This window comes from Sorangium sp. So ce426, assembly GCF_051475585.1.
Taxonomy (GTDB): Bacteria; Myxococcota_A; Polyangia; order Polyangiales; family Polyangiaceae; genus Sorangium; species Sorangium cellulosum_B.
Genome location: NZ_CP150341.1, coordinates 10,092,210 through 10,114,343, shown reverse-complemented (window position 1 = coordinate 10,114,343; position 22,134 = coordinate 10,092,210). Strand labels below are relative to the sequence as shown.

Genomic DNA, 22,134 nt, shown 5'->3' with positions numbered 1-22,134 from the left:
TCCAAGATTGAAAGCTCGGGAGACTCCCGAAAGCGGTGGGGGCCGCACGCTTGCGTCATTACGCCCGAACCACGATCGGGCGCGCGGCGCGACCGGGACATCCGCGCGCGCACGCCCATGACACGCGCGCGTCGCGCCGCGTGTCATGGGCGTGCGCGGAAAGCTGGCCATTCCCGAATTTCCAGGGCGAGCGCGCCGAGCGTCCGCCAAGCGTCGTCGTTGGTCGCCTGTTCCGGAGTTCCTACTTGCCCGCGCTCTCCAGCTCCGCCGTCGCGTCGTGGTAGGCGCGCGTGACGTCGGATTCGTCCAGGATGCCGACGATCTTGCCCTCGGCGTCGGTGACCAGGAGCTCTCGCACCCGCAGCTCCAGCAGCACCTGGAGCGCGTGGTGCAGGTCCTCCGCTTCGCTGACCGAGGCGGGGCTCGCCATCATGTCGTGCGCGATCGCGAGCCCCGAGAGCTCGGGGCTCGTCGCGGTGGCGCGGAGGATCTCGGCGTCGATGGTGCCGACGACCTTGCCGTCCTCGGCGAGCACGGGGAAGGTGTCCTGCCACTCGCACGCCGCGATGCGCTCGACGACGATCGAGGCGGGGGTCCGCGCCTCGAACGACACGAACGGGCGGCTGCGGATGACGATGTCGGCGACGCGGATGCTGCGGAGCACGTCGACGATGAGCTCACCCCGGTGCGCCGGGGACTCGCGCTTGGTCGCGACCTGCGCGCGGTACAGGGTGCTGTGCCGGAGCGCCACGAAGGCGATGCCCTCGCAGAGCATGAGCGGCACGAGCAGGTCGTAGCTGCCGGCGAGCTCGCAGACCATGACGAGCGAGGCGATCGGCACGTGCGCGATCCCGCCGTAGAACGTGCCCATCCCGACGAGCGCGAACGCGCCGGGGTCGATGCGCGGGTCGCCGAGGAGGAGCTCCGCCGCGCGCCCGAAGGCCCCGCCCGTGAGCGCGCCGAGCACGAGCGACGGGCCGAAGTCCCCCGCGCTGCCGCCCGAGCCGACGGTGAGCGAGGTCGCGACGATCTTCGTGGCGAGCAGCACGAGCAGGAGCTGCACCGCGGTCCACCCGCCCGGCAGCCACGCGGCCCCCGTGATCGCGATCTGGGCCGCGCCATACCCCGCGCCGAGCATCCCGAACCCCTGCCCCGGCCTGTCGAAGCGCGGCCCGAGGAGCATGAGCAGCGGGGTCACGAGCGCGCCGAGCGCGAGGCCGCCGAGCGCGGGCTTCGCCCAGGGCGGCAGGTTGATCCGGTGCACCGTGTGCTCCACGGCGTGCAGCGTCCGGAGGAAGACCGTGGCCACGAGCGAGACGACGAGCGCGAGCGCGGCGTAGAGGGGGAGGTGGCTCGGGATGAACGGGTAGCGGGGCGCGTGCGCGAAGAGCGTCGACTCGCCGAAGAAGTAAATGAAGACGGAGTACGAGACGACGCTCGCGAGGATGGAGGGGATGAGCGCGTCGGCCTCGAAGTCGTCGCGGTGCAGCACCTCGACGGCGAGGAGCGCGGCCCCGAGCGGCGTCCGGAACACGGCCGCCATGCCCGCGGCCGCGCCGGCGATGAGCAGGATCCGCCGCTCGCGCGTGTCCACCCGGAGGGCGCGCCCGATGATCGAGCCGATCGCGCCGCCGATCTGCATCGTCGGCCCCTCGCGCCCGCCGGCGCCGCCGCAGCCGAGCGTGAAGATGGAGGCGAGCGCCTTCACCACGGGGACGCGGCGGCGGAATTTGCCGTCCAGGTGGTGGAACGCCCGGATGAAGGCGTCGCCGCCGCCTCCGCGGGTCTCGGGCGCGAGCGCCGTCGTGAGCACCCCGCCGACGAGGGCGCCGAACGCCGGCAGGACAAGGACGAGCCAGGGCCGGAACGCCCCGACGCGCGCGCTCGAGAGCACCGCCTCGCCCTTGGCGCGGAGCGGCTCGTAGCCGGTGACCGCGATGAAGAGCTCGTGCTCGGCGAGCTCGAGGGCGGCGAAGAACAGCGAGCCGGCGATGCCGGCCGTGACGCCGACGAGGATCGCGTGGAGCAGCACCCGACCGACGAGCTGGAACGGGATCAGCCCCCGCGCGCGGGGCATCGGCGTGCGCGCCGCCCCCGTGCGGCTGGGGCGTGATGGGGAGTACTCGCGGGACGACATCATGATCTCGTGGCCCAGGGCCTCCCCCTCGAGCGATGGGCCTGGCAGGAGCGGTAGCTTCCCTGATCTTCGGCGGGTTGCCGCCTGAAATCGCCGCCAGGATCGCCGTCCCGGGAGGCGTCCTCGCGGTGCCGGCCTCCGCTCGGTCTTCGCCCGGTCTCCGCTCGGTCTTCGCGCGGTCTTCGCGCGGTCTCCGCTCGGTTTCCGCTCGGTTTCCGCTCGGTCTCCGCCTCCGCTCGGCTTCCGCTCGGGCCTCCCGCGCTCCATGAGCGAGGAAGGAAGCCTGGCGCGGGCGCGGCATCCGGACCCGCCCGAGCCCGGACGAGGTGGAGTCATGACGACCGATCGGAGCACCGTCGAGTACGGCACCCTCATCACCGGAGACGCGAGCGTCACGATGGGCGACGCGGCCGTCCAGACGACGGACGAGAGCGTCCGCACGACCGCCGAGACCGTTGTCACGCCCGTCGTGGCGCTCGAGCTGGCCGCCGAGATCCTGGCGAGCTCGCTCGGTCCGCTGATCGACGAGGATTACGTGCAGGGCAAGACCCGGTTCCGGGACGTGCTCTGCGACCGGATCGACATCTCGCAGCTCGAGGCGGAGGAGCTTGTCGACGACATGGAGCGGTCGGGGCGGATCCGTTTCATCGGCGTGGCAGAGGGGCGGGGGTGGCACATCCAGCAGGGAGCGGGGTTGCGTTGATCGCCGCTGTCTCGCGCGGAAAGAAAGACGGGCTCGCCGGTGGTGCCTGACGAAACAATTCCCTTGCCGGCGTACTCGACTCGTGGCCTACGCTGAGGCGTCTATGGAGGACGGTACGAAGCCGCGCAAGGCCGTGGTCCCGAGCGCTCCGCCCGCTCCGCTCGTGATCGTGGCCGGTTGTCCTGCCGAGCTCGTCGCCGTGTGCCGGGAGGCGGGGGCCCGGCTCGGGGTGACGGTGCGCGAGTGCGATCTGCGCTCGCTCCGGGCGACGAGCGCGGCGTCGCAGCTGTACGCCGTGATCGTGGGGGAGGAGCTGTACCGGTTCGATCGGGAGGTGTTCGACGCGATCACCCGTCAGGCGCCGGCGTCGCTGGTGCGCGTCGATCGCCGGGAAGCGGACGACGAGTCGGCGCGGCGGCTGCTCGTCGATGCCGTCTTCGAGTCGGCGGCGACCGAGCCGAGCAGCGGGATCCGGTCCATCCTGACGTGAAGCGGCGCGGCGCGGCGGCGCACGGCCGCCGCCAGCGGCCGCGTCAGGGCTTGCGCTTCATGCCGGGGAGGGTGGCCTTCTCGGGCGGCGGCTCGAGGTACTCGATCTGCTCCGCGGACAGGATGCCGTACTTGGGGTTGGCCGCCGCGCCGCCGGTCGACTTCGTGAACGTCACGCCGTAGGTGCCGGTGACCTTGACCTTCGCGCCGACGGCCGGGATCGGGTTCGGCAGCTCCTGGCCCCAGAACTCGTCCGTGAGCTTCGCCTCGCCCTCCTTGCCGCGCGGCGCTTTGTCGATCGCCTCGATCATGCTGTAGATCTGCGCGAAGTTCGAGGCCCAGCCCATGACCTCGACCATGTCCTTCGTCTCGCCCTTCTCGTCGGCGATCGCGAAGCTGGGGACCGGCGCCTTGCAGTCCGGCGGGTCACCCTTGCCCGTCTTGTGCACGGCACAGGTGGGGGCCTCCGCGAGGTTCGTCTTGACGATGTAGCCGACGATCGAGAGCTTCTTGCCGTTCACGTCCTCGAAGTGGACGCGGCTCCGGAGGTCGTGCGTGACGCCCCAGACCGTGTAAGCGTCGCCCTGCTTCTTGTTCTTCGCGGGCAGCGTCGGCACCGCGGGCAGGGTCGCTTTGCGGCCGCTGAAGGCGGGCTTTGCCTGGTAGGGCTGCTCGTCCGTTCCGCACCCTGAAGTGCACGCGACGAGGAGGATGGCGGCGAGGAGGGTTCGACCGAATCGGGCGTTCATGGCATCTCCAAGGTCAGCGTGACGGGCACCTCCAGCAGGAAAGATCCAGCGCTGGAATAGCCCTCGGACAGCGGTGCGCCGCGTGCGGGTCAGGCGCCTCTCGCATGCGCGCGCGACGGCGGAAACGGCTAACACGGCCGCGAGTCGATCGTAAAGAGAAACGGAGACGTCCCCCTCTCTTCATCGAGCCTCGTCGCGCATCGGCGCGCGGCGGAGGGCGGGCGGAGGGCGGTAGAGCGCGACGGGCCGCTGCCGGCGCCGCCCGATCGCGGGGGCGGGAGGGCGCGAGAGGCGGGCTCGGCGAGGCGCGCGGCGCGACCCGCCCGGGCTCCGCCCGGCGCCGCCAGGCCGGGTTGCGCGGGTCTCCGCGGCGTTCTCCCGGTCCCGGGGTTGCCTCGAATACGCGAAGGACGTGTTTCCGCTCTTCGCGATGGCAACATCGATCGAGTACCCTCTCCGTCCCATGCGCGAGACGACCCTGCGCACCGCTTTCGAAGCCTCGAAGGTTTTGGTGATGATCCTTGCTGGCGGCGAGGGCCGCCGGCTCGGCCCGTTGACGCACGATCGGGCGAAGCCGGCCGTGCCGTTCGGCGGCCGGTACCGGATCATCGACATCGTCCTCTCGAACTTCGTCAACTCCGGGCTGCACCGCATCAAGATCCTGACGCAGTACAAGAGCGCGTCGCTAGACGAGCACATCGCCCGAGCTTGGCGCCTGTCGCCGATGCTCGACAGCTTCATCGAGACCGTCCCTGCGCAGCAGCGCACGGGCAAGAGCTGGTTCAAGGGGTCGGCGGACGCCGTCTACCAGACCCAGCACGTCATCACGGACGAGTCGCCCGAGCACCTCTGCATCTTCGGCGGCGACCACGTCTACAAGATGGACGTGCGCCAGATGCTGCACGATCACCTGACGCGCGACGCGGAGGTGACCGTCGCCGCCATCCCGGTGACGAAGGAGGAGGCTCGGGCCTTCGGCGTCATCGAGTGCGACGAGTCGGGGCGCATCCTCGCCTTCCACGAGAAGGTGCAGGATCCGCCGAGCATGCCCGGCAGGCCGGGCATGTGCCTCGCGTCGATGGGCAACTACATCTTCAAGACGAAGGCGCTGCTCGACGTCCTCGAGCACGACGCGGCGACCGAGGACAGCGCGCACGACTTCGGGCGCGACATCATCCCGCGCATGGTCCAGAGCGGCAGCCGCGTCTACGTCTACGATTTCCACGAGAACCGCGTCCCCGGCGAGGACGAGGGCGCGGGCTACTGGCGCGACATCGGGACGATCGACGCGTACTGGGCGGCCCAGATGGATCTCGTGAGCATCCAGCCGGCGTTCAACTTCTACAACCCGCGCTGGCCGATCCGGACCGGGATCAGCCACGACCCGCCCGCCAAGTTCGTCTTTCGCGACGAGGCGAACGCGCGCGTCGGCATCGCAACGGACAGCCTGGTCTCGCTCGGGTGCATCATCTCCGGCGGCAGGATCCACCGGAGCGTGCTCTCGAACCGGGTCCGCGTGAACTCCTTCAGCCACATCGAGGAGTGCGTGCTGTTCGAGGACGTCAAGATCGGGCGCCACGTCAAGCTCCGCCGCTGCATCATCGACAAGGACGTCGAGATCCCCGCCGGCGCCGAGATCGGCTTCAACCTCGAGGAGGACCGCAAGAAGTGGTTCGTCAGCGAGGGCGGGATCGTCGTGATCCCGAAGCGCGCCAAGATCGACTCCCCGTAATGCGCCTGACCAGGGCCCCGCGCGGCGCCGTCCGGGTGGCCGGCGCGTAACTCTCCTGAATTGCTTGTAAAATTCCGATCACGGCGCGCGGCGGCGCGTGGCGCTCGCCGGCGGGGCCGCGCGGCCCTGCCGCGTCCGCCGGGACGGGCCAGGGCGCCCCCCATGGAACGGGCGTCCCTGCTACGTTGGGTGTGCGATGCCGCGCACGATCATCATCGGTGACGTTCACGGCTGCCGGGACGAGCTGGCGCGGCTGATCGAGCACGTGGGCCTCGTATCGGGCGATCGGGTCGTCATGGTCGGCGATCTGATCGTGCGCGGGCCTGATCCGTGCGGAACGCTCGATCTGCTCCGGGAGGTCGGCGCGATCTCGGTGCGGGGCAACCACGAGGATCGGCTGCTCCGCTGGCGTGCTGGGCGGAGCGATCCTCGCGGCGAGCCGCTGGGGGAGCTCTCGAAGGAGACCGCGCAGCAGCTGCGCAAGCGGGACTGGGCGTGGCTCGAGACGCTGCCGTACTGGCTGGATCTGCCGGAGCACGGGCTCCGTGTGGTCCATGCAGGGTTGATCCCCGGGCTGCCGATCGAGCGACAGGATCCGCACACGTTGATGTACGTGCGCTGCCTCGGCCGCTACGGCGAGCCGGTCGAGCGCCGCGGGGGCAAGACGCTGTGGGGCCAGACGTACCAGGGCCCGCCGCACGTGGTGTTCGGCCACAACGCGCGGAGCGAGCCGCAGATGCACGCGTGGGCGACCGGGATCGACACGGGCGCGGTCTACGGGGGGCGCTTGACCGCGATGGTGCTCCACGACGGCGAGCGCGTCCCGCCGCCGGCGTCGCGCTCCGAGGTGCTCGTCTCGGTCCCGGCGCGGCGCCGCTACGTGGGGCGTTAAAAATGCTCCGCGTCTTCCAGCGGTTCCGCGCGATCGGCCGCGCCTCTCTGCGGGAATTTCGTTAGGCTCCCGTCCGCGCCGCGGCCGCTCTCCAGGCCGGCGGCCCGTCACGGAGCAAGCCAGGTGGAGCCTCGATACCCGTTCGTTGCAGTCGATGTCCCCGAGCCGGAGGCCGACGAGATCGGCGCCCTGCTCTTCGAGCTGGGCGCCAGCGGCGTCGAGCAGCGCGACGAGCAGACCCTCGTCCGCGGCGCGCGCTCGGGCCAGGTGACGCTCGTCGCCAGCTTCGAGGATCACGGCGAGGCGATGGAGGCCATCGCGGCGCTCGGGGAGCAGTCGCCGCCGCTCGCCGCGCGGCTCGAGGAGGTGGTGGGCGACGCCTGGCGCGACGCGTGGAAGGAGCACTTCGCGCCGTTCGCGCTGACGCCCACGATCACGGTCGTGCCGCCGTGGGCGGAGCGCGCGCCCGAGCGCGAGGGCGAGCGGGTGCTCCTGCTCGAGCCGGGCAGGGCGTTCGGCACGGGGCTCCACGCGACGACGGCGCTCGTGGCGGAGCTGCTCGACGAGCACGCGGCGGAGCTCCGCGGCCGCGAGATCCTCGACGTGGGCACGGGCAGCGGCATCCTCGCGCTCGTCGCGCTGCTGCTCGGCGCGGAGCGGGCGGTCGCGATCGACAACGACGAGGACGTGATCGAGGTGGTGCTCGAGAACGCGGCGCGCAACGGCCTCGAGGGCCGCATCGAGGCGAGCGCCGGCGTGGTCGAGGGGGTGACGCGGCGGTTCCCGTGGGTCGTCGCGAACATCGAGGCGCGGGTGCTGCGGCCGCTGGCGCCGGAGCTCGCGCGCGTGCTCGAGCCGGGCGGCTGGCTGATCCTGTCGGGCATCCTCGAGAGCGAGCGCGACGATCTGATCGCGCGGTACACGTCGCTGCCGCGCCCGCTCGAGCACGTCGCGACCCGGCCGGATCCCGCGTCGCCGGGCGGCGATCGCAGGGCGGGGCGGGGCGACGCGGGCGGCGAGGGCTGGGTGGCGATCCTGTTCCGCGCGCCGGGCGGCGCGGCGTCCTCGCCGGGATGAGCGGCCCGGGGCTCTTGCGGGTGCCGCTCGGCGCGATCGCGGCCGGCGTGATCGCGCTGCCGCCCGAGGCGGCGAGCTACGTCGTGCGGGTGCATCGCCTCCGCGAGGGGGATCGGTTCGTCGTGTTCGATCCGGAGCTCGGGGTCGAGGCGGAGGCGACGCTCGAGTCGATCGGCCGCCGCGGGGCGGAGGCGCGCATCGACGCGCCCCGCCCGGCCGCGCTGCGGCCTGGCCGGCGCGTGACGTGGATCCAGGCCGTGGGCAAGGGCGACAAGATGGACGCGGTGGTGCGCGACGCGACCGAGCTCGGTGCGACGCGGATCATCCCGGCGATCTCGGCGCGGAGCGTGGCGCGGCCCGCGGAGGAAAAGAGCCAGCGCTGGCGCCGGATCGCGATCGAGGCGGCGCGGCAGTGCGGCCGCGGGGACGCGCCCCGGGTGGAGGCGCCGATGAGCCTCGCGGCGGCGCTCGCCGAGGCGGGGGCGGCGCCGTCGACCGAGGGCGGCGCGCTGGGGATGTGCCTGGATCCGTACGCGGAGACGCCGCTCGGCGCGCGGCTGGCCGCGCTGTCGCCGGGCATGGAGGCGGCGTTCGCGGTCGGGCCGGAGGGCGGGTTCACGCCGGAGGAGCTCGGCATGTGCGCGGCGCTCGGGTTCGAGCGGGTGCGCCTCGGCGCGCTGACGCTGCGCACGGAGACGGTATGCGCGGCGGCGCTCGGAGCGCTGATCGCGGTGAGCGACGCGCGCGCGGGGTGATGGGGCGGCGATCGGCGAGCGGCGCGCTGGCCGGCGCTGGTCGCAGCGCCAGCGGCGCGTCGTCGCGAGGCGCGGCGCGGTGGATCGCGGCGTTGCTCGGCGCGCTCGCGGTCGCGGTCTGCGCGTGCGGCAACGCGGCAGACGCGCCGAGGAGCGCGCACGCGCCAGTGGGCGACGGGGCCGCGCTCGGTCCAGCGGAGCCCGACCCTGTGCCGGCAGCGCCGGCCCCGGCCGTCACCGCCGCGACCGCGCCGCCTGAGCCGGCGCCGTGGCCCCGAGCGCGCCCGCCGCGCGTCGAGACGGACTGGTGCATCGACGGCGTCGACGCGCTCGACGAGGAGACCTGCTACGTCCTGCCCGACGCGCCGACCCGGACGCTGTTGCTCTACCTCCACGGCATCGTCCCGCCGGGGAAGGAGAGCCAGCAGAAGACCAACTTCGAGACGGTCGTGTCCCGCGCCGCACGGCGCGCGGGCGTCGCCGCGCTGATGCCGCGCGGCAAGGTCGGCCTCGCGCCGAAGGGCTACGCGAGCTGGCGGGGCTGGCCGACGGGCGGGCGGGCGTACGACGAGCACGCAGCTTCGTTCGTCGCGGTGTTCGCGGAGAAGCGGAGGAGGCTCGAGGAGCTCGCCGGCGCGTCGTTCTCGCGCGTGTACGTCGCCGGCTCGTCGTCGGGCGCGTACTTCGCCGCGGCGCTCGCGCTGCGCGGCGGGATCGCCGCCGACGGGTTCGGCGCGATGTCCGGCGGGGGAGGCCGCGCGACGCCCGAGCTCGCGACGCTCGCGCCGAGGCCGTTCTACATCGGCTTCGGCGCCCACGACACGGTGGGCGGCTCGGCCCGCGCCCTCGCGGGCGTCCTGCGCGGCGCGGGCTGGCCCGTGCGCGTCGCCGAGCACCCGGTCGGCCACGGCGCGAAGGAGGTGTACCTGGACGAGGCGTTCGCCTTCTGGCGCGAGCACGAGGCGCGCTGATCCCGCGCGTCAGAAGTAGATCCCGAGCGCGTCCTCGCCTCACGGCAGCGCGCCATCGAGGTGCTCCGGCGACGCCGTCTCTCACCCCGAGACGTAGGTCACGGTCGTGCGCGCCAAGGAGCGCCACGGCACGGTCGTGCGAGGGAGATCACTCGCGGCGATCGAGGAAGTCCATCAGCCAGGTCATTGCCGGCCGCATCGTGCCGTCCGGGTACAGGAGGCCCGTGCTGTCCCTCCAGGTGGAGCCGACGACGTAGCCCCAGAGGGTGATGCCCTTCACGGCGCTGTGGTTGTAGAACATCGGGAACTGCTCCTCCATCACCCTGCGTTGCTCGTCGTCGTCCGCGAGGTTGATGTCGTACTCGGTGATGTACACGGGCAGGCCCGTGGCGGCGAGCCTGTCGATGTAGCCCTTCACGGTGCTGGTGTCGATCTTGTACGCCTCGTGGGCCTCCGCGCCGAGGGCGTCGATCGGGGCGCCCGCCTCCAGCGCCGCCTTCACGATCTCGACGAAGTGGTTGTGATCGCTCTCGTACTCGATGTTGTTGTAGTCGTTGAGGATCAAGGTCGCGTCCGGGCAGAACTCGCGAGCCCACTTGAAGGAGTTGACGATCCAGTCATAGCCGCTCTCGCCGGCGCCTCCGATGGCGTTCATGAAGGGAGGCACGGTGTGGGGCGGCGGCTCGTTGACGACGACGATGTACTTCGTGTCGGGGTACCGCTCGCAGAACGCCTGCATCCAGTCCCTCACGGCCTGCCGCTGCTCCTCCGCCGGGAGACTCACGAGCCAGGCCGCGTGCGCGGCACCTTGCACGAAGCTGTGCTGCATGAAGGGGATGTCGTTGTCCTGCGCGTACTCGTAGATCGCGTCGAGCCTGCTCCAGTCTCGAACGCCGCGGCTCCTCTCGACAGCGGGCCACTTGCCCTCGACCTCGGGCGCGATCTGGTTCCAGTGCTGGATGAAGCCGTCGCGCACCTGGCCGTTCGTCGTGAGGTTGCCGACGAACTTGCCGGTGCTGCCGCTCGATCCACCCGACCCGTCGCTGGAACCGCCAGCCCCGGAGCTGCTCGGTCCAGCGGCTCCGGCGCCTCCGTTGCCGCCGTCGCCGGAGCCGCCCGTACCAGAGCCCAGAGCGCCCGTGCTGCCCGTGCCGGCGCCGCCGGCGCCCGTTGCGCCGGCGCTGGCGCCATCGCCCCCCGCTCCCGCCGTGCCGCCCGCGCTCGACGAGCCGCTCGGGCCATCGTCAGCCTTGTTCACCTTGCCAGAGCAGCCGGAGAGGGCCGCGATCCAGAGTGCGATCGAGGTCGTGCCGCACAGCCATCGAGAAGAACGGTTCTTGTTCATGCCAACCACCCGCAAGCTGAAGGATCGTGACCGGTGACTCCCGGAGCGGGAAAGCCAAGGGGAGCAGCGCGAGGTAGACCGCCTGCGCCTAGCGCCACGCACGCCAGACAGACCGGCCCCCTCGAGTTCCCCTTGCCTCTCGGATCTATCACGACCCGTGCGGTGGAGCGATCCTCCACGGTCACGAGCGCGGGCGAACAGCGTGAGGAGCGACGCGCCGCGCCGCACCCTCCGGGGGAGCGTCGCGCGGGTGCGGCGCGCCACGCCCGTCGGCGTTCCATCGGGCGTGTGGCTCGGCGCCCGCCTCGTCCGGGGCTCGGCGCACGCCTCGACCTGGCTCGGGGCGAGCGGCATCGCGGTCCTGGCCGCGAGCCTGGGCTGCACGGGCCTCGGCATCTCGGGTCTCCTCGGCGCAGGCGCCGGCCTGGTCCTCGGCGCTGCGTCTGCGAAAGTGCTCTTGCGCGCTCCGACGTAGCGTCCACGGGGGCTTCCATGGGATGGCGCGCTCGGCGTTCTTACATTCGCTCGGGGCTCGCGGTAGAACGCGAGGCCCGTCAGGTAAGACAGCATGATCTACAGCTTCCCAAGCTATGTGCCCGGCATTGCCATTGCCATCGCGGTGATTGCCGCGTCGATCGGCGTGCTCCTCCTGTGGCGGCGTCAGCCGCTGGTGGTCACCTTGATCGCATTCGGGGTCTCTGCGGTAGCGGGAGGCCTCTTCGCGCCGATGCTGGCGATTGATCGGGTCGTCCTCGACGACGAGAAGCTGGAGCAGACCACGGGATTCTGGTTCGCGCCGACCGTGAAGGGATTTCGTCTCGCCGAGGTCGAGTCCGTCGCGATTGGCACCGCCAGGGATAGAAAGAATCGCGAGTACGAGGTGTGGATCGTGAAGGGGAGGGACGGCGAGACGCGAGAGATCGACCCGGGTGACCTCTGGGAGATGAACGGTCAGGACATCCTCCGGCGCCTGAGAGAAAAAGGGATCGACGTCAGGCGATGAGGAGAGGCGTGCTCGCCTCACGCTCGGTGTCGGCGATCGTCGCGGAGGCGCCGAGGTTGCGCGGCGCCTGATGCCTCAGCCGAGCCACGCTTTTGCGAGCGCCAGCAGCCGAGCGTTCCCGGGGACGTTCGATGACGTCGGCCGCGGGGTACGGATCCGAGGTGAGCGCCTCCACGCCGGGCCTGGGCGGTGTCATGCGTGTAGGCGCGACAAGACGATTCGCACCCTCACCTCGCACCACCCGCGGGGCATCCCGCGCTGACCACGCGCACATCATCCGATGACGATGACCGTCAAGTGTCAACGGATGGGAGCGTTGTCGACGTGGTCGATCCGCTCCCAGCGGCTGCCCTCGAGGCGCACGATGTCCTTCGAGCCGACGACCCAGAGCGCGCCGCCGACGCTGTCGACCGTGTGCGCGTCCTCGATCTCGGGCACGAGCCCGGTCGAGACTCGCCGGAGGCTGCCGCGCTCGTAGGTGAAGAGGCCGCGCGGATTGGCGCCGCTTGCCAGGTAGATCCGGCCGTCGTGCCTGGTGATCGACGTGAACATCTGGCGCCGGCCCGAGACCGCGACCGCGCGGAAGCCTTCGCGCCGGTTGCCGCGGAGGAGCGTGCCTTCGCGCCCGCAGATCCAGATGCGCTTCTCGTCCTCGACGAAGATGCTCACCAGCGCCGCGGCCGTGACGGGCGGGAGAGCGGTGAACGTGGCGCCGTCCCAGACGAGGATCGTGCCGCGCGTCCCGGTGACGTAGATCTCGTCCTCGCGTGGACCGTCGACGCAGTAAAAGACCTTGTGCTCCGCGGCCGGCGAGCTCGGCGCGCGCAGGAGCGCCCGGGCCCGCTCCTCGGGATCTTGCAAGAGCGAGCGATCGAGGTGCTCCCAGCGGCCGGCGCCGAAGTCTCCGCCGACACGGCGATAGACCTGCCCGCCGTCGCCGCAGGCGTAGAGGTGGTCGCCGACAGGGCGGAGGCGCGCGAGGCGCCCCCAGCGCTCGGCGTCGGGCGAGGTGATGCCGGCGCCGGGGATCTTCTCGCGCGGGAACGGTGGCCGCACGAGCACGACGTCTCCCTCGGCGGAGAGCACGCAGAACGAGGTCGGCGCGCCGGGCGCGGGGGTGAAGCGGGCGATCGAGGTGACCGCGACCTGGAGGTCGTCGTAGAACCACTTCACCGGCCCCGCATCGCCGGCATCGTAACGGCAGAGCCGGGTGAACGGCGTGAAGGGCTCCTGGCCGTCTGGCACGCCGGCGACACAGAGGAAGTCCGCGGCAGCGGCCTTGGCGCGGGTAAAGGTGAGCGGCGTCGTCATGGTGATGTCTCCCTCGACCTCAGTAGCGACCGCCCGGGCGCATGCCGGTGCTGAGCGCCTCGTACTGCGGGCTCCCGGCCACGCTCGGCATGAGGGTGGTGCGGCCGAGCTGCGCGCGGTCAACCCCGGCGAAGCCCGCCTGCACCGCGGCGCGGATCTGCGCCTCGCACTCCCGGCGGAGGTTGACGACCTGATTCTCCGAGAGGTCGATGATGCTGCCGATGGCGGTCGTCCCCGGCGGCGTGCCGTTCACGCCCAGCTGGGCGATGCTCGCGTCCACGCCGTGCGCCTCCCAGTGCTCCGAGCCGTCGTCGGCGGCGTTGCCCTGGAGGCAGATGGCGGGCCCGTCGCCGAATGACGGGAAGTTGGGGATGCGCTTCATCCCCGCCTCGCCCTCGGCCCTCGTGCCATAACGAAGGGTGTAGTCGGGCACGATGTGGTGCGCCTGGTAGCCGGGTTCGCACGTGCCGCGGATAGCCCTGTATGGGCCGACGTTGCAAGGCCGGTCTCGCTCGCGCGTCACGCGCACGTTGCCCGCTGCGGCGGCGAGCCGCGCATTTTCCTCCTGTCGCGCGCGCTGCGCCCGCAGGCGCTCGGCGTTCTGCCGGATCTTCTCGGCCGAGGGCCACGGCTGCCTCACGAGCTGCTCGAGCTGCTCGGGCGTCATCTGGCGGAAGTCGACGAGGGTGCCCGCCTTGAGCGAGAGCTGATTGTTGGTGCTATCTACCTGGTTCCAGTACCAGCCGCTCGATCCATACGCGGCGCTCCGCTGGTCGGCGCTCATCTGGCCATAAAGGTGCTGATCGATGCTCCGGGCGAACATGCCTTCATCGCCGATGTAATACTGACCGGCCATCTCCCCGAGGCCTGCTCCCAGCGCACCGAGGCCGAGCAGCGTGTTGAGCCTGGCGGCCGCCCCCATGGGCCCCGCGGCGGGCGCGCTCCCCGGCGTCGTGGCCGTGCCCGTGCCCGTGTAGGCCCCCGTCGTGTCGAGAAAGGCGACCTGGACCGGGCGGTCGCTGGCGCTCATCACCCGCGTGTCCCGCACGAAGATGAGCTTCCCCTCGGTGTTGCGGTCGTTCATCCACCAGGCGTCGTCGTGGCGGATCGCGTTCCTGCCCTCGATGCGCACGGTGGGCGAGTAGGTCTTGGGCTCGCAGACGCTGCCCACCGTGCCCGATTTGACCCCGAGCCCGCTGCCCGGCTCGTCACCCTGGCACGTCGTCACCTTCGATCCCATGTTGTGCGACCGATCGCCGGTCTGCAGCACGGTGGTCGCGGTGTCCACGGCCGCCTGGTTCTGCCTTGCGTAGATCGAATAAGGGATGGGGACGAGCGCCGGGCCGACCGGCGTCTTGCAGACATCCGGGCAGGTCGAGACGATGATGCCTTCGCCTATGTCGCGGCTGCCCTCGCGCGGGATGCTCATGCGTCGCTCCCCGGGCTCACGAGCCCTCGCTCGTCGCACCACGGCAGCGCCGCGGCCTCTTCGAGGCTCGCGGCAGCGAGATCGATACGATCGAAGCCCTGCGACATGGCCGCCCAGGCGCGCCAGGTGAGCTGGACAGACCAAGGCGGCTCGCCGCGGACATCGATGTGCATGCCATCGAGGTGGAGGCGCACCGGGACGCGGCGCCCCCGCTCCCACTTGAACCAGGCCCAGAGCGAGCGGCCGGGCAGCGTGAACGCGAGCGGGCCGCCCCCCGGCGTGAGGCCCTGGAGCTCGACGCGCTCGTCGCCGCGGAGATGGCCGGGCAAGACCAGGCCGGGGTGCGCGGTCTGGTAGAAGCGATAGTCGAAATCGGCGGGGAGCTGAGGGTGGCGAGTCGCCAGCCAGGCGTCGTCGTAGGTGCCGGCGAAGCGGCTGCGAAACTGCCACCAGGGCGGCACGGGCCCGAAGCCCTGCGGTTCTGGCCGCGCCGCCGGGTCGCCCACAGGCTCGGCCTCGCTGTCGATGGTGGGCGCGGGGTAGGCGCGATCGGCCGGCGTGTGGCGGCGATCGAGGACGCCCCGGCCGATGGGGTTGCGCGCGTCGACGTTGCCCTCGGGATCGCCGATGACGACGCCGCCGGCGGCCGATCGGTAGTCGATGGACGCGCGGGCCGCCGGCTCTCCCGTGGAAAGCCGAAACCCGCCGGCGTCCGGCTCGAACGCGCGCGGCGCATACGCCCTCAGGAAGCGCGTGTATTCCCCGACGCGCGCGCCCACCTGCCAGACGTGCGCGGCCACGCCCCCGGGGGCGTGGCCATCAGCGAGGAGGGTGACGTCGGCCGCGGGCTTGAACGGGATGAGCAGGCCGACCCGGAGCATCGGTGTCGCATGCGGATCACCCTCGTACTCGTCGGCGAGGATCAAGGGTTGATCGGGGGCGATCGACAGCCGGCCTTCGGGCGAGAGTAGAAGCGTGCCCCTCGCCGCGACGACGGCCATGGCTGCGCCGTCACGGTGCTTCTGCTCGAACCCTAGCGCGGCGAAGGGGGTCGCGTTGGCGGCCAACATGGCTAGCGGCGGTGGACGGCGACGCGGGTGCCGTCGATGAGGTGCGTCGCAGCAAAGGCGGTTCGATTCACGGCCAGCATGGCACTGCTCAGGTAGGATCGATGACGAGCTCGATCTTGGTCCCTGCACGGACACCAAGAAGGACGACACCGGACGGGACGCCGCGGGGTGTGGCTCGGCATGAAGCTCCGGGCTCGAACCGCTCTCTGCGACCGCATTCAGGGCTAGTTGAGATCGATCGGATCGCCGAAGACCTGGACATGCTCGCTCCCATCGACCAGGATCCTAACGCCCTTGAGCGTGATGTTGCCGTCCTTGTCCATCACGAACTTCGATTTGCCGCACGTGATTTCGATCTTCTCCCCGACGTCGATGGTCTGATTCCGGCCAATCTGCACTACCTCGTCGACACCCACGGCGCGGGCGCGGATCATCCCCACCGCTTCGCGCAGGCTGTTCAGCACGCTCTTCGTGGCGTTGTTGCCGACCGTGACGTCCTCGTTGTGGCCGATCCCCGTCGTCCGGTCGCGGCCGATCGTCGTCTCCTGATCGTTCTTGACCAGCTTGTGGAGGTCCTTCTCGGCTTGCATCCTGACGAGCTCGCTACCGGCCTTGTCCTCGAACATGATCTCGTTGTAGCCGTACGTGGACGGGCTCGAGTTGCTCTTCCAGCCGCTCTGCGTCTTGTTCATGGGCAGCGAGTAGGGCGTCTTCTGGAGGTTGGTGTACACGCGGCCGACGATGATGGGCCGGTCGGGATCGCCGCCGAGGAAGTCCACGATGACCTCCTGTCCGATGCGCGGCAGGTTGGTCCCGCCGAAGCCGGCGCCGCCCCAGGGCTGGCTGACGTGGATCCAGCACGACGAGTCGTTGTTCATCTTGCTCTCGCGGTCCCAGTGGAAGTGGGCGCGCACGCGGCCGAACTCGTCGACGTGGATCTCCTCGCCGGGCGGACCGACCACCGTGGCGCTCTCGACGCCCTGCGCGCGGGGCTTGCGCGTGCGCAGCGGCGGTCGGTAGGGCGCGTCGGCGCTCACGGCGACGCAGGAGTGCTCCCACTCGGCCGGTACCTCGCCGGAGAGCCGGGACTCGAGGACGAGCAGCTTCTTGTCGGGACCGAGCTCGCTCTTCGGGTGCTCGAGGAACGAGAGGACGGCGCCCGGTGCGGGATCGATGACGTTGGTCTTGAACACGATCTCCCGTGCCGAGGCGCGCTTCGCCTCCAGCCGACGCTGAGCGAGCGCCTCGCCCTCGGACTCGTCCGCGCGGTACTTGCCCTGATCGTCGGCTGTCGGCGAGCTCTCGCCCTTTTGACTTTCGAACAGGAACGCGCCAGGCACATAATGGAAGCGCTCCAGCTGATCTTCCACGGGGCCCGCGCCGGAGGCGGTGGCCAGGAGCTTGTAGTTCGCGGGCCTCCGGTGGTCGTGGTCGCGCACCGTGTACTTGCCGGGTCGCAGGCGGCGGCCGACGACGACCTTGGTGACGTGCTCGCGGTCGGCGTCGGTCGGGTGATCGCGGTAAGTGATGGGCACGCGGGCGACGTTCGCCTGGGGGCGGTCGTCGAGGACGAGCCGGCTCTCTCCGCCGTTGTCGAAGTAGAAGCTCACCCCGGCGTCCTCCAGCATGCGGCTGATGAAGGTGTAGTCGCTCTCGCCGTACTGGACGCGGTACTTGCGCTTCTTGTACTCGCCGGCAAGCCGCCGCGTGGGGGAGATGCCCCACTCGCCGAGGAGCTGCAGCACGATGTCGACCTCCGACTTGTGCTGGAACATGCGGTAGTTGCGGCGCTGGGTGGCGAGCCAGAGCCGCGGGACCAGGGTCAGCTCGTAGGTGGAGAGGTCGCGCTCCTCGACGGCCACCTGCTGGAGGTGACTGCACAGTCCGGACCAGACGCGGGTCTGATTCGCGTGCGCGGTGAAGGTCATGGGCTGGCCGATGACGGCTTCGAAGTCGATATCCGGGTTGTCCGATACGGCGACGATCTGGACCTCGAAGAGCGAGGACATCCGCTCGGTGACCTGGAAGCGACGCACATCGAGCATGTCGCCCGACGCGATCTGCGCCTCGACTCGGTAGACCCCCGAGCTCAGTCCGGTTCCCTCGTTTCGCATGCTCGGGTGCGTGTCGGCCATGGGCATTCCTAGCCCGGTCTACCCTGCGCTTGTAGAGCGGACAGCCGATGCTATCCGGCAGCCATCCCTGTCCGCAAGAGGGGCCCGCGCGCATCGTACGCTCAGGGCTCCGCCGGTGCGGCCGTTCAGACGGTCGAACGCCCACACATTGACGCCTCGTGTTGATGGTTGCAGTATCGCCGGCGGAGTGAAGGTCGTCTCCCTTTCGCAGCTCCCCGTTGGCCTGGTCGTGTGGCAACCTCATCCAGGCGCCTGGATGCAGACGTTCGTCTGTAAAAGCACGTTCAAGCTGTACCCCGGTGTGTGTGCCCTCGCGGCCGAGCAGGAGCCGCTCCACCTATCCGACCGCCACTGGCGCGACGACGCGTGCTGGAGTCTCTATGCGGTCTCCGACTTCGTCCCCCACCGCGCCCGGGCGGACGTCGTCCTCGTTGGCCACGCCTTCTCGCCCAACGGCACGGCAGTCCGATCCCTCACTGCCCGCGTGATCGTGAATGACATCGACAAGGCCATCGAGGTGTACGGAGCTCGCAGCTTCACGCAGCACGGCGTCCTCGATCAGAGCTCGCGCTTCACCAGGATGCCGCTGCTCTGGGAGTACGCGGGCGGCGGCCCCGGCACCTCCAACCCCGTCGGCATGCCCCCCCATGCTCGCGACATCCACGGGCGACGCAACCTCCCCAACCTCCAGCGTCCAGGCGTTGTCGTCATCGGGCCGGACGACGTCATCGAGCCCGTGGGATTTGGACCCGTTGCCTCCGGATGGCCCGCCCGCCGGCAGAAGCTGGGGCGCTACGCGGCCACGTTCCCCGGCAACGACTGGCACCGCCAGCCCCTGCCCCCGGACCTCGACGTCAGCTACTTCAACGCCGCGCCGGTCGACCAGCAGACCACCGCGCTCCGCAATGACGAGCGGCTCATCCTCGAGCATCTCCACCCCGAGCACCCGCACCTCGTCACGAGCCTCCCGGGGCTCCACCCCCGCGCCTACGTCGACCGCCCCGGCGAGCCCTTGCAGGGCGTCGCCATGTGGCCCGATCTGCTCTGGATCAACACCGACCGCTGCATCTGCACGGTGACCTGGCGCGGCCAGGTCCCGCTCCGAGAGCCGCAAGAGGCCGGGCTGATCCTGGTCGCGCTGGAGGAGCCTTATCAGACCCTCGTAAGTAACGACAGCGAGGGCGTGGCCAGCAGTTCTGGAGTGGGGCTCGCGAGCGGCCGGGCCGGCGGCGGCGCGATGAGCGAGATCGGGCTCCACGCGCCCTACGACCAGGCGCACGATGGCGATAGCGCCGTGCACAACGAGGATGACCCTGAGGCCTGCACCCTGCCGTTGGACGTGAATCATGATCTCGCCGTCTCCCGGCCGGCCCTACCGTTCCCCACAGTGCCCGCGGGCCAACCTGCTCCCCCGTCGAGCCCGGCGCAGCGCCTCGCAGTCCCCCCCTTCGTGCAGTCCGCGCCGCCGGCGGCCGCGGTACCCCCGTCGAGTCGGGCACAGCACCTCGAGGCCGCGGCCGCTGCGTTCGTTCAGGCCGCGCCACGAGCAGCCGCGGTACCCACTCCGGCGGCGGCGGCGCAGCCGCCCGCCGATGCGCCCACTGCCACCAGCGCGGCTTCACTGGTCGCCGCGAAACCCGCGTTGCCATTCGTGCAGGGCGAGCGAGCTGAGCCTGCGCTACGTCATCAAGCAGAGTCTTCGCCGCGAGGGGCGGAGCCGGCAGAGGCTCCTGACAAGGTGCTGCGTCCGCCGCTTGTCGCGATCCCTCCAGCGCTGTCGCCTGCGCTGCACGCGCCGCCTGCGCCTGAGCGCGATGCGAGGTCTCCCCCCCTGATGGCAAAGGAGCCCGCACCTCCTGCCATGCTCGGCCCACTGGCGAGGCCAGACATGGGGGCGATGGAGCCCTCGGCAGAGGAGGCGCCCGGGCCTGACACCCAGGCGGAAAAGCCTGCTCCGCTCCCCGCGCCGGAGGAGCCCGCACCGCCTCTCGCGGCCTACCCCATCGAGCGTTGCGCAGCCATTGCGGCCAAGCTCGCGCAGCGGCCGGCGGACTGCGACACCATCCTCAAAGCGGAGAAGCTCACGCCGAAGAATTGGCAGTCGCTGCACGAACAGCGGCTTGACGAGATCCAGGACGAGATCGCGCGCCGGAAGAAGAAGCTCCTGTCAGCGTACGACGCGGCCTACGTGGCGGCGCTCGAGAAGGAGCGCGGGCCGATCACAGCGGGCGAGTACGCACAGCTTGTGATCTCGGCCGAGCAGGGGCAGGGCCAGGCGGCACTGGCCGAGCTGGGCCTGCCGGATGAGTCGATGATGCGGATCCGGCGGGTGTGGCTGGAGAGGATCGTGAAAGACAAGAAGGCGGCGGCAGCGGTGCGGGCTGCAATGCGGAAGGCGGACGAAGCTTGAAGGCAGAAGGACGCCGAGCTGGCCGTGCTCTCGGCGGTGGCGCACGGCAATGGGCCGAACGGGCTCACCGTCGTCAAGGCCGCGCTCGTTGCGCTTGGCCGGCTCGACCAGGAGCACGCGATGGTCTACTTTCAGGTCATCTGGAGCGGGTTGCGTGAGCCCATGCGGCGGGCTCTGGAGGCGTTCGTCATAAGGGCAAGCTCATGACAGACGAATGCTGCCAAGCTCCCTGGGCAGCTCGATGTCGCCTCAGCGCCAGCGCGCCAGCTCTTTGACGTCGATGCGATAGACAGGGCTGATCCGCCCCCGCTGCTCGGGATTCGGGCAACGCAGACCGGGGACGTGGTCAACCGAAGCCAGCTGGGGGAAGCTGGTCGCCAGCTGTTGGCTGTCCCGGCCGCCCGGCTTGCGGTTGTATTCCCGCAGCAGGAATGTCACGAACTTGGCTTCGGTCCACTCCGGGTCTTGCGAGTCGAACGTGGTGAAGCGCGGTTCGCCGCCGACGTTGCCGAGATAGACGGCATTGGCACCCTGCCAGGTGGCGAAGGAGCTGTCGCGGTGGCGCTTGACGTAGTCCGGATGATTGTAGAAATACACCCAATCGCCGGGGCGCAGCTGGTCGACGGAGTCCACGGCCAGCGCCACCCGCAGCTTGCTCACGCTGCCCTCGTCTCCCGGCGCGACCTGCACGATGTCCTCGGTGACCGTGTCGAGCGCCGCCGTGCCGACCGTCTTCATGAAGGCGCGCAAGAAGCAGATGTGCAGCGCGCTCATGCACTCGATGGCGATGGGATGGTCGTTCCAGGTGAACAGATCCTCGAGGGCGGCGGACGGGCTGAAGTCGTCGGTGTTGGCGAAGTTCATGGTGACGGAGTGGGCGGGGTGGTCGTCGTCGACGGGCGCGTCCGCCATCCATGACCGGTCCGGGAAGCGATAGACACCGCGATCCCATTCGTTGGCGTAGATGAAGCGTCGATCCTGGCCCGGACGTAGCGCGGTGTTGAGCTCGCGGAGGCTGGCGATCATCCATTGGCCGAACAGAGCCTCTCGGTGCTCGACCACGCAGGTGCGGACGATGTCGACAAGGTCGCGTGCCCGGCCTTGCATGGGCTTCGAGCGGGCGTGGTTTCTGGCCAAGCCCACGAGCAACGAGTGGCGATAGAGCCTGGGCCGGCCTGCGTACTGGGGCGGGATTTGACCTTGCTCCACCTTGGCCAGGCGCCGGAGCAGGATGCGCCGTTCTTTCTGGAGCTTTCGCGCCTTGTTGAGCACACGGCGGATGTGCTGGCGCTCGGCGGGCCAGTCGGTGTTGCCGGGCGGGGCCGTGGTGTGGTCGAGACGGACGAGCTCCTCGTCGATCCGGTCGATGCGCCGCTGGCAGCGCGCGGCTGCCCGCAACAACGCCGCCACGCTCACCGGCACGCGCGCACCCGAACCGCAGCGACACTTGCCCACGCAGCCGCGACCGGGCGCCGTCGCATCGCTTACCCGATCACCAGCTCGTCCGCGATGGCCTGCGCCTTGGCCTCGCTGGTCACATTCCGGGCGCGGAGCGTGGCGACGAGCGCCGCGTACTCCGGCTCTTCCTCGAACGAGTCGCCGAGCTCGAAGCACAGATCCACATAGCTGGTCACGTGGGCCTCGAGGTGAAGCCCGTGGCCCGCCGCCCGCTGGAGCTGCGCCTTCAGGCGCTCAATCAGCGTCTCGTCGTTCGTGCTCCAGACCTGCTCCGGATACATCACCCGCACGCGTTCGAGCAGACGCGGCATGAGCTCGGCGTCCGAGCGCCGGGCCAGGAGCCTCATTTGCTCGCGCCGGATGGTCAGCACGGCGCAATTACGACGGCTTCGTCAACCCGTGTCAAGGACGATAAGGCGAGCAAGGCCGATCCTGCAAGCCCGACCCCGCCGAGCGCGCCTCCCTCGC

20 protein-coding genes are annotated in these 22,134 nt (G+C 70.5%); 11 read left to right on the top strand and 9 right to left on the bottom strand.

Going from position 1 to position 22,134, the window contains the following annotated elements:
* Window positions 1–241: 241 nt before the first annotated feature.
* Window positions 242–2,140, bottom strand: coding sequence for a chloride channel protein (locus WMF44_RS37920; RefSeq protein WP_437294923.1), 1,899 nt, complete (start codon window positions 2,138–2,140; stop codon window positions 242–244).
* A gap of 331 nt (window positions 2,141–2,471) precedes the next feature.
* Between WMF44_RS37920 and WMF44_RS37915 the strand changes: the two genes are divergently transcribed.
* Both WMF44_RS37915 and WMF44_RS37910 read left to right on the top strand, forming a co-directional pair.
* A complete protein-coding gene (locus tag WMF44_RS37915; protein ID WP_437294922.1) occupies window positions 2,472–2,840 on the top strand; it encodes a hypothetical protein in 369 nt (122 codons plus the stop codon).
* A gap of 103 nt (window positions 2,841–2,943) precedes the next feature.
* Window positions 2,944–3,330: a hypothetical protein gene (locus WMF44_RS37910; RefSeq protein WP_437294921.1), complete on the top strand. Its 387-nt coding sequence runs from the start codon at window positions 2,944–2,946 to the stop codon at window positions 3,328–3,330.
* Window positions 3,331–3,373: 43 nt separating this feature from the next.
* Here WMF44_RS37910 and WMF44_RS37905 read toward each other — a convergent pair whose 3' ends face one another.
* Complete coding sequence (locus WMF44_RS37905; protein WP_437294920.1) at window positions 3,374–4,078, bottom strand: hypothetical protein; 705 nt, start codon at window positions 4,076–4,078, stop codon at window positions 3,374–3,376.
* A gap of 463 nt (window positions 4,079–4,541) precedes the next feature.
* On the opposite strand from WMF44_RS37905, the gene glgC reads away from it, so the two are divergent.
* The 5 genes from glgC to WMF44_RS37880 all read left to right on the top strand — a co-directional run bounded on the left by glgC (window position 4,542) and on the right by WMF44_RS37880 (window position 9,505).
* On the top strand, window positions 4,542–5,810 hold the full coding sequence (gene glgC, locus WMF44_RS37900; protein ID WP_437294919.1) for a glucose-1-phosphate adenylyltransferase: 1,269 nt from the start codon (window positions 4,542–4,544) through the stop codon (window positions 5,808–5,810).
* 196 nt (window positions 5,811–6,006) lie between these two features.
* Window positions 6,007–6,702 (top strand): metallophosphoesterase, encoded by a 696-nt coding sequence (locus WMF44_RS37895; RefSeq protein WP_437294918.1) that lies wholly within the window; start codon window positions 6,007–6,009, stop codon window positions 6,700–6,702.
* Window positions 6,703–6,825: 123 nt separating this feature from the next.
* Complete coding sequence (locus WMF44_RS37890) at window positions 6,826–7,779, top strand: 50S ribosomal protein L11 methyltransferase (protein WP_437294917.1); 954 nt, start codon at window positions 6,826–6,828, stop codon at window positions 7,777–7,779.
* Complete coding sequence (locus WMF44_RS37885) at window positions 7,776–8,534, top strand: RsmE family RNA methyltransferase (RefSeq protein ID WP_012239699.1); 759 nt, start codon at window positions 7,776–7,778, stop codon at window positions 8,532–8,534. The genes WMF44_RS37890 and WMF44_RS37885 overlap by 4 nt, the downstream gene beginning before the upstream one ends.
* Window positions 8,534–9,505, top strand: coding sequence for an alpha/beta hydrolase (locus WMF44_RS37880; protein ID WP_437294916.1), 972 nt, complete (start codon window positions 8,534–8,536; stop codon window positions 9,503–9,505). The genes WMF44_RS37885 and WMF44_RS37880 overlap by 1 nt, the downstream gene beginning before the upstream one ends.
* A 148-nt stretch (window positions 9,506–9,653) precedes the next feature.
* Here the strand turns inward: WMF44_RS37880 and WMF44_RS37875 are convergent, their stop codons facing one another.
* The gene (locus WMF44_RS37875; RefSeq protein ID WP_437294915.1) at window positions 9,654–10,850 is read right to left on the bottom strand and encodes an endo-1,4-beta-xylanase; all 1,197 of its coding nucleotides are present in this window, start codon (window positions 10,848–10,850) and stop codon (window positions 9,654–9,656) included.
* A 202-nt stretch (window positions 10,851–11,052) separates the two neighbouring features.
* Here WMF44_RS37875 and WMF44_RS37870 point away from each other — a divergent pair, with 202 nt between their 5' ends.
* Window positions 11,053–11,325: a hypothetical protein gene (locus WMF44_RS37870; protein ID WP_437294914.1), complete on the top strand. Its 273-nt coding sequence runs from the start codon at window positions 11,053–11,055 to the stop codon at window positions 11,323–11,325.
* Between the two features lie 93 nt (window positions 11,326–11,418).
* Window positions 11,419–11,853, top strand: a complete 435-nt coding sequence (locus WMF44_RS37865; RefSeq protein WP_437294913.1) for a hypothetical protein — start codon at window positions 11,419–11,421, stop codon at window positions 11,851–11,853.
* 300 nt (window positions 11,854–12,153) lie between these two features.
* On the opposite strand, the gene WMF44_RS37860 is transcribed toward WMF44_RS37865, so the two are convergent.
* From WMF44_RS37860 to WMF44_RS37845, 4 genes are all read right to left on the bottom strand, one after another.
* The gene (locus WMF44_RS37860; RefSeq protein WP_012241027.1) at window positions 12,154–13,164 is read right to left on the bottom strand and encodes a hypothetical protein; all 1,011 of its coding nucleotides are present in this window, start codon (window positions 13,162–13,164) and stop codon (window positions 12,154–12,156) included.
* 19 nt (window positions 13,165–13,183) lie between these two features.
* A complete protein-coding gene (locus tag WMF44_RS37855) occupies window positions 13,184–14,593 on the bottom strand; it encodes a DUF4150 domain-containing protein (protein WP_437294912.1) in 1,410 nt (469 codons plus the stop codon).
* Complete coding sequence (locus WMF44_RS37850) at window positions 14,590–15,663, bottom strand: DUF2169 family type VI secretion system accessory protein (protein ID WP_437294911.1); 1,074 nt, start codon at window positions 15,661–15,663, stop codon at window positions 14,590–14,592. Before WMF44_RS37850 ends, WMF44_RS37855 begins: the two co-directional genes overlap by 4 nt.
* 224 nt (window positions 15,664–15,887) lie before the next feature.
* The gene (locus tag WMF44_RS37845) at window positions 15,888–17,798 is read right to left on the bottom strand and encodes a type VI secretion system Vgr family protein (protein WP_437294910.1); all 1,911 of its coding nucleotides are present in this window, start codon (window positions 17,796–17,798) and stop codon (window positions 15,888–15,890) included.
* A gap of 256 nt (window positions 17,799–18,054) precedes the next feature.
* Here WMF44_RS37845 and WMF44_RS37840 point away from each other — a divergent pair, with 256 nt between their 5' ends.
* Window positions 18,055–20,208, top strand: a complete 2,154-nt coding sequence (locus WMF44_RS37840; RefSeq protein WP_437294909.1) for a DUF2169 domain-containing protein — start codon at window positions 18,055–18,057, stop codon at window positions 20,206–20,208.
* A 24-nt stretch (window positions 20,209–20,232) separates the two neighbouring features.
* Entirely contained in the window at window positions 20,233–20,415 is a 183-nt protein-coding gene (locus WMF44_RS37835; protein ID WP_437294908.1) for a hypothetical protein, read from the top strand.
* Between the two features lie 42 nt (window positions 20,416–20,457).
* Here WMF44_RS37835 and WMF44_RS37830 read toward each other — a convergent pair whose 3' ends face one another.
* Both WMF44_RS37830 and WMF44_RS37825 read right to left on the bottom strand, forming a co-directional pair.
* Window positions 20,458–21,630, bottom strand: coding sequence for a hypothetical protein (locus tag WMF44_RS37830; RefSeq protein ID WP_437294907.1), 1,173 nt, complete (start codon window positions 21,628–21,630; stop codon window positions 20,458–20,460).
* Window positions 21,631–21,692: 62 nt separating this feature from the next.
* On the bottom strand, window positions 21,693–22,013 hold the full coding sequence (locus WMF44_RS37825) for a hypothetical protein (RefSeq protein ID WP_437294906.1): 321 nt from the start codon (window positions 22,011–22,013) through the stop codon (window positions 21,693–21,695).
* Window positions 22,014–22,134 lie beyond the last annotated feature (121 nt).